Source organism: Micromonospora trifolii (assembly GCF_050516465.1).
GTDB classification, from domain to species: Bacteria; Actinomycetota; Actinomycetes; order Mycobacteriales; family Micromonosporaceae; genus Micromonospora; species Micromonospora trifolii.
Genome location: NZ_CP191526.1, coordinates 6,061,783 through 6,075,553 on the forward strand (window position 1 = coordinate 6,061,783; position 13,771 = coordinate 6,075,553).

Annotated in this window: 13 protein-coding genes; 7 read left to right on the forward strand and 6 right to left on the reverse strand. The window is 71.8% G+C overall.

Annotation, left to right across the window (positions count from 1 at the left end; all coding sequences use genetic code 11):
- Positions 1–155: 155 nt before the first annotated feature.
- From ACQRWP_RS28225 to ACQRWP_RS28240, 4 genes are all read right to left on the reverse strand, one after another.
- Positions 156–1,100 (reverse strand): hypothetical protein, encoded by a 945-nt coding sequence (locus ACQRWP_RS28225; protein ID WP_430499055.1) that lies wholly within the window; start codon positions 1,098–1,100, stop codon positions 156–158.
- Positions 1,097–1,429 carry a PadR family transcriptional regulator gene (locus ACQRWP_RS28230; RefSeq protein WP_430499057.1) on the reverse strand — a complete coding sequence of 111 codons (333 nt, stop codon included), beginning with the start codon at positions 1,427–1,429 and terminating at the stop codon, positions 1,097–1,099. The genes ACQRWP_RS28225 and ACQRWP_RS28230 overlap by 4 nt, the downstream gene beginning before the upstream one ends.
- 138 nt (positions 1,430–1,567) lie before the next feature.
- Positions 1,568–1,876 (reverse strand): hypothetical protein, encoded by a 309-nt coding sequence (locus ACQRWP_RS28235; RefSeq protein ID WP_430499059.1) that lies wholly within the window; start codon positions 1,874–1,876, stop codon positions 1,568–1,570.
- A gap of 253 nt (positions 1,877–2,129) precedes the next feature.
- Positions 2,130–2,888: a TetR/AcrR family transcriptional regulator gene (locus ACQRWP_RS28240; RefSeq protein WP_430499061.1), complete on the reverse strand. Its 759-nt coding sequence runs from the start codon at positions 2,886–2,888 to the stop codon at positions 2,130–2,132.
- 111 nt (positions 2,889–2,999) lie between these two features.
- Between ACQRWP_RS28240 and ACQRWP_RS28245 the strand changes: the two genes are divergently transcribed.
- Positions 3,000–4,199 (forward strand): DUF418 domain-containing protein, encoded by a 1,200-nt coding sequence (locus ACQRWP_RS28245; RefSeq protein ID WP_430499062.1) that lies wholly within the window; start codon positions 3,000–3,002, stop codon positions 4,197–4,199.
- A gap of 16 nt (positions 4,200–4,215) precedes the next feature.
- On the opposite strand, the gene ACQRWP_RS28250 is transcribed toward ACQRWP_RS28245, so the two are convergent.
- Complete coding sequence (locus ACQRWP_RS28250; RefSeq protein WP_430503316.1) at positions 4,216–8,694, reverse strand: HAD-IC family P-type ATPase; 4,479 nt, start codon at positions 8,692–8,694, stop codon at positions 4,216–4,218.
- Between the two features lie 219 nt (positions 8,695–8,913).
- Here ACQRWP_RS28250 and ACQRWP_RS28255 point away from each other — a divergent pair, with 219 nt between their 5' ends.
- The 6 genes from ACQRWP_RS28255 to ACQRWP_RS28280 all read left to right on the forward strand — a co-directional run bounded on the left by ACQRWP_RS28255 (position 8,914) and on the right by ACQRWP_RS28280 (position 13,055).
- The gene (locus tag ACQRWP_RS28255; RefSeq protein ID WP_430499064.1) at positions 8,914–9,174 is read left to right on the forward strand and encodes a hypothetical protein; all 261 of its coding nucleotides are present in this window, start codon (positions 8,914–8,916) and stop codon (positions 9,172–9,174) included.
- Between the two features lie 59 nt (positions 9,175–9,233).
- The gene (locus ACQRWP_RS28260; RefSeq protein ID WP_430499066.1) at positions 9,234–10,622 is read left to right on the forward strand and encodes an MFS transporter; all 1,389 of its coding nucleotides are present in this window, start codon (positions 9,234–9,236) and stop codon (positions 10,620–10,622) included.
- Positions 10,623–10,673: 51 nt separating this feature from the next.
- A complete protein-coding gene (locus tag ACQRWP_RS28265; protein ID WP_430499068.1) occupies positions 10,674–11,327 on the forward strand; it encodes a GAP family protein in 654 nt (217 codons plus the stop codon).
- 69 nt (positions 11,328–11,396) lie between these two features.
- Positions 11,397–12,179 carry an SDR family oxidoreductase gene (locus ACQRWP_RS28270; protein ID WP_430499070.1) on the forward strand — a complete coding sequence of 261 codons (783 nt, stop codon included), beginning with the start codon at positions 11,397–11,399 and terminating at the stop codon, positions 12,177–12,179.
- A gap of 37 nt (positions 12,180–12,216) precedes the next feature.
- Complete coding sequence (locus ACQRWP_RS28275; RefSeq protein ID WP_430499072.1) at positions 12,217–12,411, forward strand: hypothetical protein; 195 nt, start codon at positions 12,217–12,219, stop codon at positions 12,409–12,411.
- A gap of 95 nt (positions 12,412–12,506) precedes the next feature.
- A complete protein-coding gene (locus ACQRWP_RS28280) occupies positions 12,507–13,055 on the forward strand; it encodes a YbaK/EbsC family protein (RefSeq protein ID WP_430503317.1) in 549 nt (182 codons plus the stop codon).
- Positions 13,056–13,129: 74 nt separating this feature from the next.
- Here the strand turns inward: ACQRWP_RS28280 and ACQRWP_RS28285 are convergent, their stop codons facing one another.
- Positions 13,130–13,771, reverse strand: a complete 642-nt coding sequence (locus ACQRWP_RS28285) for a DsbA family oxidoreductase (protein ID WP_430499074.1) — start codon at positions 13,769–13,771, stop codon at positions 13,130–13,132.

Genomic DNA, 13,771 nt, shown 5'->3' on the forward strand with positions numbered 1-13,771 from the left:
TTCGCCCGAGACGCGATCGGCGGGGATCTTCGACAGAGATGGGGCCGCCCACCTCCACCGCGAGTCCGGGCGAAGCCGTTCAACGATGTGCGGACTCACGGCGGAGATGAGCTTCAGGCGGGGCCAAGGACGGCATCGATCTGGCGCAGTGCCTGCTAAGTTCGGGCCTGACGGCGGAGGCCGAGAGCACCGGCGGTTAGCAGGGCGATGGCCCCGATGACGACCGTCCAGAACCACGTGGCCTCGAGACTCTCGGGTTGACCCCAGGCGCCCAGGGCTCTGAGTGACAGCATGGCGATGATCAGTGGGATGAGGAGCGCCGCGGCCGCGATGGTCGCCCGGGCGTCGACGGCAACCCAGAGCAGGAAACCGGCCATTACGACGACAGTGGCCCCCGGCTGCAGGCCGATCGTCACGTCGTAATCCGTGGGCAGCAGAAACACCGCTACCGGCACGGCGGACAGCCAGGCCACAGGCCGTCGTGTGCCTGACGCCGGCCAAAGGATCAACGGCACGATCAACAGCACGGCGAGCGGCAGCGGCCAGAGGGTCGAGTCGGTCATGGCGTCGTCGCGGATGAGCTCAATCGAAGGGTAGTGGCGCTCGCCGGTGACGTTGTCCACGCCGACCAGGACGAGGCGCAGAACGACCAGCGCGGCGGCGAGCGCGCTGAGCGTGGCCAGTAGGCCCAGTACGTATCGGCCGCCGGCTACCGCGACGACCGCCAAGGCGGCGATGACGGTTACCAGTGGATAGATGAGCTCAGGCGGATAGTCCACGCCGTCAGTGACCATGCGGGGGAGGACCCTCCCGGTCTCGGCCAGGCTGCCGGCCGTGGCATAGACCAGCAGGAGGAGCACAGCCAGGCGCAGCGACCCACGGAGCCCACGGCTTGTCGAACGCGCGTCGTGCGTCCTGGCGCGGGTCTGCAATCCCCGCAGTACCAGCATCGCCGCCTCCCGCACCGTCGGGCGCCGCTGATCAGGGCCGGCCGCCTCCATGAGTGTGCCGATCATTTCAGCGCCGCGCTCACGCCGGTAGCGCTTCGGGTACGCGCACAGCAGCAGCCGGTATCGCGCCTCAAGTGCCTCCTGACTCATGCCGGCCTCACCGCCCGAACGCGCAGAGCCGGTCGGTCGATCACGACGCGCGCAGCCTGAATCATCCGATCGGCCTCGGCGCGAAGCACGGCAACGCCCTCGTCCGTGAGGTTGTAGTAGCGCCGGGCCCGACCGTTGACTACGTCCTCGTCGACGACGCGAAGAAGCCCTTCGGTGCTGAGCCGGTCGAGTGCCGCATAGAGAGTGCCGGCCGCCATGCGTACCCGACCGCCCGACAACTCCTCGGCGCGCTTGATAATCGCGTACCCGTGCAGTGGGCCGTCCATCAGCGCGGCGAGCGCAAAATAGCTCTGTTCGCGGATAGTCATGACAGCATAATACTCAGTCAAGGTGAGCATCGCTAGGCTGGCGTGGCAGGGTGGGGGCGCGATGCTTGCTGCCAACACATGAACACCGGCCACAGCCAGCGGGGAGGCGAGGCGGGTGACGGGGTTTGCCGGATGCTCCTACGGCTTCCGCGTCGGGGAATCGGCGGTCGCGGCGATTGCTTCCGCGACGCACTCATAGTCCTTGACCAGCCGGCCGACCAATCTCGGTTCGGGCTCGACTGCCTCGACCAACCCACGCACCAGATCGCGAATCATGGCCTCGCGCGATGGTTGTCCATTGCGGGGATGCCGCCGATGAAAGCTGTGCCAACGGCGTAGGCCGACGTCGACGAGCCGATCGCGGCCATCGGGTGCGGCGATAGGGCAACCCTGCTCCCACAGCTCAGCCAACGCCGCCAAGGCGGCCGCACGAGTTGGTTCGGGCATCCTCGCCTCCACATTGCTTCCACGCAGATCAGTGACGCTAGCCGACCGGGCCCGGTCTGCTGCGACGAGCGATGGCGATTCGCGTACTCCGGCGACCTGTGCCGGCGGGTCGGGGTGGGTCGAGGTATCGGTACGAGCGTTATGACTCTGAGGTATGAATATGACTCTGAGGTATACCGCTCCCTGTCATCTGGCCGCCGGAACCGCAGGCGGTCAGGCGGGGTCCGGCCCTGACCAGAGCACGCGCGTGGGTTCAGAGGTCGGAGGGCGCGATGCGGACGGCGATGCCGTCGAGGATCAGCTCCAGCCCGAGTGAGAAGTCCGCGTCGGCGATCGCCGTGTCGGGGGTGTCGGACGGCGGTGCCTCGAACAGCGTGGAGGAGAACAGCCGGGCTGTCTCCGGGAACCGGTCGGGGTCGACGAGTCGCGCCAGCGCCCGGCCGTAGTCGCGTTCGGCGTCGGCCTGACCCTGGCCTTCCGCCCTGCCCTCGGCGAGTTCGCTGAGCTGCCGTACCGACTGGACCACGTAGCCGCTGATCAGTGACATCGCACCGATCTTGTGCGCCCAGTCCAGGAGGGTGCCGGACATGATCGCCAGCGCGGCCTCCATCCAGGCGATCTGGTGCGGCCCGGAGGGCGGTCCGGCGACGGGCACGCGCGTCAACCACGGCCGACGCTGAAGCACCGCGCGGTGCGCGAAGGCCCAACTGCGCAGCCCTTCCCGCCAGTCGGGGGCAGCGATGTCCGGCGGTGGGCCCAGTGCGGCGTCAGCCATGAGGGTGAGCAGTTCGTCCTTGGAGCCGACGTGCCGGTACAGCGACATGCTCGTGAAGCCGAGGCTCTTGGCGACCTTGGGAAGCGTGACGCCGTCGAGCCCGTCGCGGTCGGCGATCCCTACCGCCGCGGCGACGACCACCTTGACGTCGAGGGACGCGGGCCGTCCGAGGCGCGACGACTCCGACATCCCCCACAGCCGGCGCAGCGGCGCCGGCACGAAATCGTCGCTGGTCATGGGCTCCCACGTTCGCCCGGGAAGGTTACGTCCACATCATGACAGACAGCATTAGTTTACGTCTGATACTTTCTTTGTGAAACTAAAGTTGAATCACGGGGAGAGACGACCATGAGCATTGACAGCGCAGTGCGGACATCGAGAGGGCCGGTGCTGCGCACCGAGCGTGCCCTCGCCCCGGACCTGGCCCGGGGAGCGATGCTGCTGATAATCGCGCTGGCCAACGTCGCCGGAGTCGTCTTCGCCGGCGAACCCGGCCTCGACGCCACGCCGGAAGGCGTCGACCGCGGCCTCAACTTCCTGCTCTTCGAACTCGCCCATGCCCGCGGCTATCCGGTCTTCGCCGTGATGTTCGGTTACGGGCTCGTCCAGCTTGCCCGCCGCCAGGACGCCTCCGGCGCCACTCCGAAGCGGGTCCGCTCGGTGCTGTTGCGTCGTAACCTCTGGCTCGTCGTGTTCGGGTTCGCGCACGCCACGTTGCTGTACTACGGCGACTTTCTCGGCGCGTACGGGATCGTCGGGATCGCGATGACAGTGTTGTTGCTGCGCCGCGGCGACAGGTTCCACCGCATCGTGCTGGTGCTCTGGGCGCTGTCGGCGGTCGAGATGCTGGTCATCGGTGGCCTGGTGGTGAGCGGCATCCTCGGCGGGTCGGGCGGGTCGGCGCCGTTGCCGTCGGGCCACGTCGACTCTCTCGCCGCGCCCGGTTACGTCGCGGCCCTGCTGGATCGCCTCGGCGAATGGCCGGTGCACACGCTGACCGTCCTGCCCTTCATCATGATCGCCTGGCTGGGCATGTGGGCCGCGCGCCGCCGGATCCTCGAAGAGCCCGCCCAACACCGGACCCTGCTCACCTGGACCGCCGTCCTCGGCCTCGGTGCCGCAGTCGCCGGCGGCCTGCCGGCCGCCCTGGTCAGTGCCGGATGGCTGCACGTCGACGAGTCGGCCGCCAGCCTGATGCTGCTGCTCCACGGGGTCAGCGGCATGTTCGCCGGACCGGGTTACGTGGCCGTCTTCGGCCTGATCGCCATGCGGGCCAACCGATCCGGCCCCGTCGTCGGCGCTCTCGCAGCCCTGGGCCAGCGTTCCCTGTCGGGATACCTGTTTCAGTCCGTGGCCTGGCTCGTCCTCCTGGCGCCCTTCACGCTCGCCCTCGGCGACCGGTTCGGCAACCCCACGGTGACCGGTCTGATCATCGCGGTGGCCGTCTGGCTCGCCACTGTTCTGATCGCCCGGCAGCTCGACAAGCGCAAGCAGCCCGGCCCCGCCGAGATCGTCCTGCGCCGCCTGACCTACGGGCCACGGACGTGATCGCCGCCCCCGCCGGTCAACCCTCGGAGCCGCTGTCCGTTGACGGCTGCCCGGCGCCCGCACCGGCGGAGTTGGGTGGATGTGCCTCCGGGAGGCGTTCCATCAGCTTCGTGAGCGCGCCGTTGGCGAAGGTCGCGCCGAGCGCCGACCCGGCCCCGATGGTCCAGCCCACCGGACCGAGAGGGGTGCAGCCGAAGAACTGGCTCACCCCCGGGGTCTGCACCACCACGACCAGCACGCCCAGTGACGCCGCCGTGGAGGCCAGCACCGCCGGGCTGGTGCCGCCGGCCAGGATGGTCTGCCCGAGTTGGGTGCCGACCAGGGAGACCAGGGCGACCGTGCCGGCCCGCCGGCGGCGCCCGGTGTAGCGGGCCAACGTCCAGCCAGCGGTCGCGCCCAGCGTGGTGGCTGCCGCCCGCAGCCCGATCTCCCTGGTGAGGCTCTCGCCGAGCGCCGTGTCCGGGCCCTCCCGGAGCAGCGCGTCGGTGCGGTCCGACGCGGGTGGCCGGACCGCGATGGCCAGCGCCGGTGCCAGGTCGGTGAGCAGGTTGACCAGCAGAAGTTGTCGCCCGGTGAGCGCGGAGCGGCCGGTCGCCGCAGCCGTGAGCACACTGAACGCGATCTCGCCGAGGTTGCCGCCGACCAGGATGCTCAGCGCGTGCCGCACCGACGACCACATCGCCCGCCCCTCGATCAGGGTGGCGATGATGGTTTCCAGCCGGTCGTCGGTGACCACCAGGTCGGCTGCGGCGCGGGCGGCCGGGGTGCCCCGTTGGCCGAGGGCGATGCCGACGTCGGCCAGCCGGATCGCCGGGGCGTCGTTGGCGCCGTCGCCGGTCATCGCCACGGTCCGCCCGCACTTCTGCAACGCCTGGATGATCCGCACCTTGTGCGCCGGGGTGCAGCGGGCCACCACGTCGGTGTTGGCCAACCGCTCGGCGAGCGCGTCGTCGTCCAGTTGGTCGAGTTCGGCGGCGGTGACCACCCGCTGTTCGTCGTGCTCGCTGATGGTGGCGGCGATCGCCTCGGCGGTGGCCGGATGATCACCAGTGATCATGATGGTGTGCACGCCGGCCTGCCGGATCCGGCGTACCGCCGGGGCGGCGCTCTCCCGGACACCGTCCGCGAGGGCCAGGAAACCCACGAAGGTCAGCCCTCGAACGTCCCCGTCGGTCACCTTCGGGTGGTCGACCGGGCACTCCGCGACGGCCAGGATCCGGTTTCCCGCCCCGGCGCGGTCGGCGAGCATCCGCTCCAACTCCGCGCGGCCGGCGTCGTCCAGCGGCTCCTGACGACCGTCGGTGCGTCGGGACGAACAGCGCGGCAGCACCGTCTCCGGAGCACCCTTGACGCTCAACAACAGGTGACCGTCGGTCTGTCCGATGCTCGCGTGGTAGCCACGGGACGGCTCGAACGGCAGCCCCCCGGCGGCCCGCCAACCGGCGGCACCGGTCTGCTCCACCACCCCGGCCTCCCCGGCACCCCGCCGGACCGCCCGGTCGGTCTGCAACGCCAACTCCTCCGGATTCTTCGCGGCGGGGGTCGCCCGCAGCGCCGCGGCCAGCGTCATCCGGAGCCGGTCGTCCAACCGGTCCAGCGGGGCGTACCGGTCGCCGACGCTGTCGCCGACCCCGGCGAGCAGCAGCTTGCCCTCGGTGAGGGTGCCGGTCTTGTCGAAGCAGAGCACGTCCACCCGGCCCAGCGCCTCGATGGTGCGCGGGTTGCGGACCAACGCGCCGTGCTCGGCCAGCCGCCGGGCCGCGGCCAGCTGCGCCGCGCTGACCAGGAACGGCAGCCCTTCCGGCACCGACGCCACGGCGAGGTTCGCGGCGGTCGCCGCCGTTTCGGCCAGGGGTACGCCCCGAAGCAGGCCCGCGCCGGCCACCGCCACCGCGGAACCGGCCGCCACCGGGATGGCGGCGCTGGTCAACGAGCCGAGCCGAGCCTCCACCCCACTGGTGGGGGGTGCCTGCCGAACCAGCGCCAGACTGCGCCCGGCCTCGGTGTCGTTGCCGGTCGCCACCACCACTGCCGTGCCGTGCCCGGCGGCGACGGTGGTGCCCTCGTAGAGCATCGAGTGTCGGTCGGCGATGGCGGCGGCGACCACCGGTCGGTTGGACTTGGCGACCGGCAGCGACTCACCGGTCAGCGACGACTCGTCGGCCTCCAGGCCCACCGCCTCGAGCACCCGGCAGTCGGCGGGCACCGAGTCGCCCGGTTCGAGGGCGATGACGTCCCCGAGGACCAGGTCTTCGGCGGCGAGAACCTGCTCGGCACCGTCCCGGCGGACCCGGGCGGTCACCGCCGACCGCGACAGCAGCTCCGCCAGCGACCTCTCCGTGTTGCGTTCGTGCACCGCCCCGATCAGGGCGGACCCACCGACCACGCTGCCCACCAGCGCGGCGTCGACCAGCGAGCCGAACGACGCGGAGAGCACCGCCCCGGCGGCCAGCACCGGCGTCAGCGGGTTGGACAATTCGTCCACGAAGGCGCGCAGCAGCCCACCACTTCCGGGCGCGGCGCCGCCGTTGCCGTCGGAACCGTGGCCTCGGCGCTGCGCCTCGGCGCTGGCCAGGCCGTCCGGGGTGGAGCGCAGGTGGTCGAGCACGGTGCCGACCGGCATCAGGTGCCAGGCCGTTGCCACCGGCGCCGGGGTGTCCGACTGGTCGTGCAACCGGCGGGCCTGCCAGACCCCGTTGGCGAAGGCCAGCCCGGCCGCGCCGTTGACCGCGACGAGCGCCCGGTGCGGCAGCTGGGCCGGTGGGGCGGTGAACGCGCCCAGCGCCCCGAGACCGGTACCGGCCATGGCCAGCCGGATGTTCTGCTGGGCCGTGCGTCGGGCCACCCCGGTCGCCTCGATCACCAGCGCCACCACCCGCAGGTCGGCGCCGACCAGCAGGTGCGCGCCCCACGGCGGCAGCTCCTCCGGCGCGGCGAATCCGAGACCGCAGTCGGACGCGCCGAGCGCCTTCCGGTCTGCGGAAACCAGCATCACCACCGCGCCGTCGCGCTGCAACGCCCGTACCGACTCGGCCAACTGGTCCCCGCCGGGGAGCATCGCGTCGGCGAAGCCGTACCGCTGTTCGTCGCCGCCGGCGACGACCAGCCGCAGGCCGGCATGTCGGGCGGCGGCGGGCAGGCCGTCGACGCCGGGCGCGGGTTCCGGCTCGACCCGCAACAGGGCGGCCAGCCGGTCGCCGTGGGCGAGGCCGAGGAGTTGGCCGCCGGCGGAGCGCAGCCGGGTCGCGTCCGGAATGGCGTCCGGGTCGTTCGCGGGCATCCGGTCCAGCGGCCCGAGCCGCCAGCCGTCCGCCGAACGGAAAGCGGCCGGGTCGTCCGGGTCGAACAACGCGAAGGCCCGCTCGGCCACCTGGTCGACGTCCGCGTCGGGCGCCGGCGCCAGATCGGCCAGTACGCCCCGGTCCGAGCCGAGCACCGCGGCGTCGAGCACGAGCGTGTCGATCCGGTCCAGTTCGCGCAGCACACTCCGGTCCATCGCGATCACACCACGCCGGGCCAGCATCCGGCCGAGCTGGGCCGCGTACCCCTCGCGGCCGCTGCCCGGTGCCTTCGGTAGCGCGGACAGGCCCAGCGCGGTGGCCCGCTTCGGCCCGGCGAACGGCACTGCCGCCGCGCCGGCGGCCGCGCCCGCGGCGAGCATGCGGTTGATGTACCGCTCGACCGGGCCGTCCGGCTTCGGCCGCGGACGTTCGACCACCGGCCAGCGGGCGGTGGCCCGTTCGGCGTCACCGGTCAGCCGTGGCTCGGCCTTCTCCCAGGCGGAGAGTTGGGCCCGATCCTCGCCCCACTGCACCACCCGCTGCGCACCGTCCAGGACGATCCCCGTCCAGCGGCCGGTCAAGCCCTGCACCACCGCCTCGGCCAGCGGAAACAGGATGTCGGCGCGCGGGTCGGAGCGCAGCCGCTTGCCGATGAACTCGTGCAGCTTCGGCTGAAGATCCACTGCGGAGAGCAGGCCGGCCACCTCACCGGGCAGCGGCGCGAACGGCAGGATCCGGGTGGCCGCCGAGATGGTCAGGCCCAGCGCGTCCGAGGCGAGCGCGCCGAGGGTGCGCGGGGTGCGCGGACCTTCCTCCGGTGGGTGCGGCGGTGGGATCTCCGGGTCGGGCTCGTGGTCGCAGGTCCGCTCGATTCGGTCGATCGTGGCGATCAGGTCGCGCAACGTCGGCTCGGGGTTCTGGACGGCGACCACCACCCGACCGGAGGGTGCGTTGACCCGGGCCCAGGCCACCCCGGGCATCCGCTCCAGCGCGCCCTCCACCTGCCGGGCCAGCCGGTTTCCGCCGTCCTGGCAGACACCGTGCACCTCGATGTGGTGGCGGCCCGGTCGGGACCAGACCCGACGCCGCGTCAGCCCGGCCGTCCGGGCCAGCCGGGTCGCGGCCGAGCTGACAGATCGGGACGCCTCGCCGACCAGGTGCGGCACGCCGAAGGACGGCAGGATGCGGCCGGCGGCGCGACCCGCCGCCGTCATCGAGGCGTACGGCTGGACGGGCGCCGGCCCGGCTCCCTGTTGCCGCTCGTCCTGACCTTCGCCATGTCGTCCTCCCACCGCACTCACGTCCGGCGGCCTGGCTTCCCGACCTTCCATCCGTTATGCCCCCTGAGCGGCGGAATTTTCCGCCGTCGCTCGGCGCATGGACGGGGTGGGCCGTGGAATCCGACGACCATCACCGGACATGGGGAGGCCGGCATGAGCACGCTGACGCGACATCTGAACGGTTCACGGGAGAACGTCAAGATGTACAACCGGCGGGTGCAACTGCCGATGCTGGGTGAGGTGGCGGTGCCGCCACCGGACAAGGTCGTCTACTACGCCGGGCTCGGAGTGCTCGCCGCGCTACAGGTCATCGAGTGGCCGATCGCTGTGGTGATCACCGCTGGTCACCTGCTGGCAGACCAGCATTTTTCCGGACTGGTGCGCGGTGTCGGAGAGGCGCTCCAGGACGCCTGACGAGAGCCGGGTCACCATACGGTTGACATGAATCCTGGTTGAAGTCGCATGCTCGGTCGATGCCGAGCACAGCCATCACCGCCGCACCCGCCGCACCGGGACTCTTCGCACCCCGACTGCGCGCAATGACGGTGGGCAGCGTCGCGTTGATCTCACTCCTCGCGTTCGAGGCGTTGGCGGTCGGTACGGCGATGCCGACCGTCGCGCGCAGCCTGGACGGGCTGGCGCTCTACGGGATCGCGTTCGGTGGCCCGTTCGCCACCGGTGTGCTGGCCATGGTGGTCTCCGGCATCTGGTGCGACGCCCGGGGCCCTCGGGGGCCGATGTGGCACGGCGTCGCCTGGTTCGTGGTCGGGTTGCTGATCGCCGGGACCGCCCCCGTGATGAGCGCGCTGGTCGTCGGGCGGGTCGTCCAGGGCTTCGGCTCCGGGCTGCTCTCGGTGGCGCTCTACGTGATCGTCGCGCAGGCGTACCCGCAGGAGCTGCACCGGCGGATCTTCGCGGCGTTCGCGGCGGCGTGGGTCGTACCGTCGCTGGTCGGGCCGGCGGTTGCCGGCCTGATCGTGCAGTACCTGGGCTGGCGGTGGGTCTTCCTGGCGGTGCCGGCGGTGGCGGTGCCGGCGGTGCTGCTGATCCATCCTGGCCTGCGGTCGCTGGGCCGGAGTGCGACAACGAGCCCGCCGACGGGTGCTGCGGCACGGATCGGTTGGGCGTGCGGGGCCGCGGTGAGTGCCGCACTGCTGCACATCGGGGGACAGCAGCGCGGTGTCACCGCCCTGGTGCTTGTCGCGTTCGCCGTGGTCGGCCTGTTGGTCTGTGCCCCCCGCCTGCTACCGGCCGGGTTCCTCCGGGCCGCGCGGGGGTTGCCCACGGTGGTGGGGCTGCGGGGTCTGGCGTCGGCGGCCTTCGTCGGCGCCGAGGTGGTCATCCCGTTGATGCTCTCCCGGGAACGGGGTCTCTCGCCGACCGCGGCCGGGCTGGTCCTCACGGTCGGCGCGCTGGCGTGGTCGGCGGGCTCGTGGTTGCAGGGCCGGATTCCGGTGCCGGCGTCGCGGGCCAGCCTGCCGCGCGCCGGGTTGAGCTGCATCACTGTCGGCACCGCCACGGTGGCGCTGGCTGTCCGGCCCGAGCTGCCGGTGGCCGTCGCCGTGCTCGGTTGGGCGGTCGCCGGTCTGGGCATGGGGCTGCTCTATCCGTCGTTGTCGGTGCTCACCCTGGAGCTGTCCGCGCCGGGTGAGCAGGGCCGCAACAGCTCGTCACTGCAACTGAGCGACTCCCTCTTCGCGGCGACCGTGCTCGCGCTGACCGGGGCCGTGTTGGCGGCCGGAAGTGCGCCGGGCCCGGCCAGCTACACGACGACGCTCGTGGTGACCGCGGGGTTGGCGCTGCTCGGGGCGCTGCTGGCCGGCCGGGTCGTGGTGAGCGGGGATGTGCGACAGGCCGGGTGATCCGCGGATTCGGCCGCGTCCCACCTGCTCGTGCCGGAAGGATGGCGGGCGATGAACCTCCTGACCATTCTGCCGCTGACCGTGGTCATGGTCGCCGGGACGCAGTTGGTGGTGGCGGTCTTCCTGGCCTCGTCGGACCGGCCCCGGGCGGCGTCGCTGGGCTTCCTCGCCGGGGCGGGGCTGGTGGTCGCCGCCGGGGTGACGGTGGCCTGGTTGTTCACCCGGCTGGTGGGCGGAGTGGCCGCCGACGCCAGCGCCGTCGCCGGGAAGGTCGATCGCGGCCCCGTCATCGACCTGGTGGTGCTGGCCCTGCTGGTGTGCCTGGCCGTGCTGATCTGGGTGCGCCGGGACCGCTCCGGACCGCCGCGCTGGCTGGGGAGCATCGAGCACGCCGGTCCGGCGCGGGCGCTGCGGCTGGGTGCGCTGCTCTTCGTGGCGACGCCCACCGACGACCTGACCATGGCCACCGTCGGGGCGAGTGTGGCCCGACACGACCTGCCGTGGTGGCACCTGGTGCCGTTCGTGCTGCTCACCGTGTTTCTGCTCGCGTTGCCTCTGCTGGCGTTGCTGCTGCTTAAGAGCAGGGCGTCGCGGGTGCTGACCCGGATGCGGGAGTGGGCCGAGGGGCACGCCTGGATCGTCAACGAGATCGTGATCGCGTTCTTCGCGCTGCTCACCGTGTTGGACCTGATCCGGTCGGGGTGACCCGCCGCGCGCTGTCACGGGTTGCCGCGCCGTTTCGTCAGGGTCAGGTCAAGCGAGTGGGAGGACGAGATGAGGGTTCTGGTCACCGGGGCGTCCGGCAATCTGGGCCGCGCTGTGCTGGGCCGGTTGCGCGACGACGGAATCAGCGTCCGGGCCGCCAGCCGCCGGCCGCCCGCCGGCACGGACGTGGAGTGGGTGGCGACCGACCTGGTCACCGGGGACGGGCTGGCCGAGGCGGTGGCCGGGATGGACGCCGTGCTGCACCTGGCGTCCGCACCTCGGGGCCGGCAGACCTACCAGGTGGACGTGTTGGGCACCCGCCGACTGGTGGTGGCCGCCGGCGCGGCCGGTGTACGGCACATCGGCTACATCTCGATCGTCGGGGTTGATCGGGTGCCGATCCCGTACTACCGCCACAAACTCGCCGCCGAGCAGGTGATCGCGGCCGGTCCGGTGCCGTGGTCGGTGCTGCGGGCCACCCAGTTTCCCCAGTTCCTGGACGACCTGCTGACGGCCAGCGCGCGGCTGGGCCCGGTGATCGGGGACCGGGCGGTGCTCGCCCAACCGGTCGACCCGGGCGAGGTGGCGGCGCGGCTGGCGGCCCGACTGGTCGCCGGCCCGCTGGGTGGCGTCGAGGAGTTGGGTGGGCCGCAGGTGCTCCGCTTCGACGAGGCCGCTCGGACATGGCGGGCGGCCCGAGGCTCCCGCCGGCCGTTGCTGCCGGTACGGATTCCCGGCCGACTCGGTCGGGAGCTGCGCGCCGGTGGTCTGGTCACCGCGGCGCTGCCCCGGGGCGTGCGCACCTGGGCCGACCACCTGGCCGACACGTACGGGGGAACCGACCGGAAATGAGAGCAACAACGGTTCACGTTCGTCTTACCGTGACGCCATGTTCGCTGTCGTCACCACGGTGATCCTCTACGTCTTCGGCTTCGTCTTCCTCTACGGCGTGATCCGGCTGGGTGTCCGGCACGCGTTCGAGGATCTGGAGCTGCAACGGGCCAAGGCCCAGCGCGAGGAGGAGTTGGCGGCTGCCCGCGACCGCTCCTTCATTCGCGACAACGCTTTCCTCGCCGGCAGTTGAGCGCCGGATCGATCCGGCCCGGGCCGGTGGCGCCTTCGGGCGGCCGGGGAGCCGCCGGGCGGTTCAGCGTCGCGGATGCGAGGATCGCACCCGTGATGGGAACGCTGAAGACCGAACCGGCCCGCGCCCGACTGGATCTGCTCGCCCCGCCGGTTGCGGAGGCCATCGCGCAGTGGCCGGCCGACGCGCCGGTGGACGTCAACGACGTGCTGGTCGCGCCGATCGACGCCGACCTCGCCGACACCGCGGCGTTCTGCGCGGCGTACGAGGTGGGGTTGGACGTGTCGGCCAACTGTGTCGTGGTGGCGGGCAAGCGCGAGGGCGTGGTCCGCTACGCGGCCTGCATCGTCCTGGCTACCACGCGCGTCGACGTGAACGGGGTGGCCCGCCGGGCGTTGGACGTCCGCAAGGCGAGCTTCGCCCCGATGACCGACGCGGTCGAGTTGACCGGCATGGAGTACGGCGGCATCACCCCGATCGGGCTGCCGGCACAGTGGCCGATCCTGGTGGACGCGCGGGTCATCGCCACACCCCACGTGATCGTCGGGTCCGGCGTGCGGCACAGCAAGATCGCGCTGCCGGGGCCGGCGTTGGGCGCGCTGCCCGGTGCCCAGGTGGTGGAAGGGCTGGCCAGGCCGGTCTGACCAGGCATCGGCATCGATGTTGTTGCACGTGAAACATCGTGATCATCGATGCTGCAAGCCCGGCCATCGGTGACTCAGTGTGAGTGGGCGGCCGACTCGCGCTGCTCGACCTCGGCGAGCGCGGCGAGCAACGTCTGCACCTCCTGCGCGCCGGAGACCGCGTACTTTCCGGCCAGCACGAAGGTCGGCACGCTGGTGATGCCCAAATCGCGGGCGGCGGCCAGGCCGGCGGCGACGTCGGCGACGCGCTCGTCGGAGTCGAGGAACCGGCGCGCGTCGGCCGCGTCCAGGCCGATCTCGCCGGCCAGCGTGGCCAGCGCCTCCCGCGAACCGACGTCGACCCCGTGATTGAAGTGCGCCTGGTACAGCGCCTCCACCATCTCGGCCGCCCTGCCCTGGTCGGTCGCCCAGGAGACCAATCGATGCGCGTCGAAGGTGTTGGCGATCACCGCGCGGTCGTAGTCGAGCCGCAACCCGTCGGCCGCCGCGACCTGGGTCACGTGGTCGACCATCTGCCGGGCGCGCTCCGGGCCGCCGAACTTGCCGGCCAGCGCCTCCACCAGTGGCAGGGGCTGCGGCACCGGCGACGGGTCGAGCTGGAACGGTCGGTAGCGGACCGTCACCTCGCCCTCGTAGCTGGCCAGGGCCTCATCCAGGCGGCGCTTGCCGATGTAGCACCACGGGCAGATGACGTCCGCGTAGATCTCGATCTCCAT

Coding starts and splice junctions, on each gene's coding strand:
- ACQRWP_RS28250 (WP_430503316.1), bottom strand. CDS start 8,694: ATGACGGCGGCGGGTCGCGCCGCCGGCCGCATCCTGCCGTCCTTCGGC.
- ACQRWP_RS28285 (WP_430499074.1), bottom strand. CDS start 13,771: ATGGAGATCGAGATCTACGCGGACGTCATCTGCCCGTGGTGCTACATC.
- ACQRWP_RS28240 (WP_430499061.1), bottom strand. CDS start 2,888: ATGACCAGCGACGATTTCGTGCCGGCGCCGCTGCGCCGGCTGTGGGGG.
- ACQRWP_RS28225 (WP_430499055.1), bottom strand. CDS start 1,100: ATGAGTCAGGAGGCACTTGAGGCGCGATACCGGCTGCTGCTGTGCGCG.
- ACQRWP_RS28260 (WP_430499066.1), top strand. CDS start 9,234: ATGCCGAGCACAGCCATCACCGCCGCACCCGCCGCACCGGGACTCTTC.
- ACQRWP_RS28255 (WP_430499064.1), top strand. CDS start 8,914: ATGAGCACGCTGACGCGACATCTGAACGGTTCACGGGAGAACGTCAAG.
- ACQRWP_RS28235 (WP_430499059.1), bottom strand. CDS start 1,876: ATGCCCGAACCAACTCGTGCGGCCGCCTTGGCGGCGTTGGCTGAGCTG.
- ACQRWP_RS28265 (WP_430499068.1), top strand. CDS start 10,674: ATGAACCTCCTGACCATTCTGCCGCTGACCGTGGTCATGGTCGCCGGG.
- ACQRWP_RS28275 (WP_430499072.1), top strand. CDS start 12,217: ATGTTCGCTGTCGTCACCACGGTGATCCTCTACGTCTTCGGCTTCGTC.
- ACQRWP_RS28280 (WP_430503317.1), top strand. CDS start 12,507: ATGGGAACGCTGAAGACCGAACCGGCCCGCGCCCGACTGGATCTGCTC.
- ACQRWP_RS28245 (WP_430499062.1), top strand. CDS start 3,000: ATGAGCATTGACAGCGCAGTGCGGACATCGAGAGGGCCGGTGCTGCGC.
- ACQRWP_RS28230 (WP_430499057.1), bottom strand. CDS start 1,429: ATGACTATCCGCGAACAGAGCTATTTTGCGCTCGCCGCGCTGATGGAC.
- ACQRWP_RS28270 (WP_430499070.1), top strand. CDS start 11,397: ATGAGGGTTCTGGTCACCGGGGCGTCCGGCAATCTGGGCCGCGCTGTG.